The organism is Kitasatospora sp. NPDC096204 (assembly GCF_044763205.1).
GTDB lineage: Bacteria > Actinomycetota > Actinomycetes > Streptomycetales > Streptomycetaceae > Kitasatospora.
Genome location: NZ_JBIWFT010000108.1, coordinates 1 through 1225, shown reverse-complemented (window position 1 = coordinate 1225; position 1225 = coordinate 1). Strand labels below are relative to the sequence as shown.

The following is a 1225-nucleotide window of genomic DNA, read 5'->3' as shown; positions in this document are numbered from 1 at the left end:
GGTCCAGGTTCCGGCGGTGTAGTCGCCGGTCGCGGTCCAGATCTTGTCGTCGCCGCCGATCGCGAACAGGCGGACCTTGTCGCCCATGGCGACGGCCGTCACCTGCTTGACGCCGCTGGTGTTGGGCACGAGAGCGAACGGGGTCCAGACGCCGGTGGCGGCGTCCCTGGCCGCGGTGCGGATCCGCCCGTCGGTGTCGGCCGCGAACAGGCGGACCTTGTCGCCCATCGTGACGGCACTGGCCTGACGGATGCCGCCGCTCGCGGGAACGGCCTCGAAGGTGCCCCACACGTTCGTGGTGTACGCGCCGTCGTTCGTCCAGACCTGGTTGTCGCCGCCGACCGCGAACAGCCGGCTGTCCGGACGGGATGCCTTGACCTGCTGCACCCAGCCGCCGAGGTCGTCGACCCGGGTGTTGTACGCGCCGGTGCGGGTCTCGGTGGCGGGGGTGCCCAGGCAGCCGCCCTGCCAGGAGCGGGAGGCGACGGCGACCAGCTCGGCCTTGCCGTTCACCTCACGGATCGCCGGAGCACCGGTGTCGCCCTTGCAGATCGCCGCACCACCGGTGCCGGTGGTGCCGATGCCGGTCGCGCTCACCGTGTCGAGCGAGAACACGCCGGTGTGCAGCTTCAGCGGCGCCCACTCGTCCTTGGTCCGGCCGAAACCGGGCACCCGCAGGCTCTGCCCGGCCGTCGGGGCCGTGGTCGCCAGCGACAGCGGAGCGACCCCGTCCACGGGCGTGGCCAGGCGGGCCATCACCAGATCCCGGTCCTGACGCGGCGCCAACTCCGCGACCTGGAACGACTTGGCGCCCACCGTGACGGTCGTCTTCCACCTCGGCGCACCCGCCGCGAGCGCCTGCGGCTGTGCCGGGTCGTCGGAGAAGCACGACGCGGCGGTCAGTACCCAGTTGCGGTCGACCAGTGCGCCGGTGCAGCCACGCAGGTTGTCACCGATCACCAGGCGCGCGGTGAAGGTGTAGGAGCCGTCGGCGGCCGGGTCGCCCACCACGGCGTGGGCCGGGGGGATCGAGAAGGTGGCCAGCACGCCGGAGGCCGCGGCGGCCACCAGCGCGCCCGTCCGCCGGGAACGGGACTTGTCGGACATCGGGAATTCCCCCTGGGGTTGTACGTGACGGTGACGTGACGGTGGTGTCCCGCCGGACCGGCGACCGGGCAGCGCCCGGGTGACGACCGGTCCGGCGGGACAGGGAACGGGCCGGGAT

General features: G+C 73.0%; 1 protein-coding gene. It reads right to left on the bottom strand.

Annotated elements, in window-relative coordinates; all coding sequences use genetic code 11:
• Positions 1–1107, bottom strand: a 1107-nt coding sequence (locus tag ACIQ87_RS40325; RefSeq protein ID WP_402417259.1) for a trypsin-like serine protease, incomplete at its 3' end; no start/stop codon positions are given.
• Positions 1108–1225: the final 118 nt, after the last annotated feature.